This window comes from Streptococcus mitis (assembly GCF_003944325.1).
Classification (GTDB): Bacteria; Bacillota; Bacilli; order Lactobacillales; family Streptococcaceae; genus Streptococcus; species Streptococcus mitis_CW.
Genome location: NZ_RJPX01000123.1, coordinates 1 through 505, shown reverse-complemented (window position 1 = coordinate 505; position 505 = coordinate 1). Strand labels below are relative to the sequence as shown.

General features: G+C 42.8%; 1 protein-coding gene. It reads right to left on the bottom strand.

The annotated features are described in order from the left end of the window. Positions 1 to 505, bottom strand: a 505-nt coding sequence (locus D8787_RS11655; RefSeq protein ID WP_185776818.1) for a hypothetical protein, incomplete at both ends; no start/stop codon positions are given.

Sequence of the window (505 nt, the reverse complement as noted above, 5' to 3'; positions counted from 1 at the left end):
CGTTCCTATTGTAAAGGTTGGGGTGCCACTTTCTACCAATTTCTTAGGAATTGTGATGTCACTTGTGCCTTCTTTTGGAAGTTTGCCTTCTTCTTGCGCACTTCCTTTTCCAGTCTGTGGTGTTTCTGGTAATTCGTCATTTGGCAATGTTACTTTGCCATCTGTTACGACTTTCTCTCCTTTAACACCTGGTAATTTCACTTTTGTGCCATTTGGTACGCCGCTTACTGTCACGTCCACATTTCCAGTTGTTGGATCTTGCGTTCCTACTGTAAAGGTTGGAGTGCCACTTTCTACCAATTTCTTAGGAATTGTGATGTCACTTGTGCCTTCTTTTGGAAGTTTGCCTTCTTCTTGCGCACTTCCTTTTCCAGTCTGTGGTGTTTCTGGTAATTCGTCATTTGGCAATGTTACTTTGCCATCTGTTACGACTTTCTCTCCTTTAACACCTGGTAATTTCACTTTTGTGCCATTTGGTACGCCGCTTACTGTCACGTCCACATTT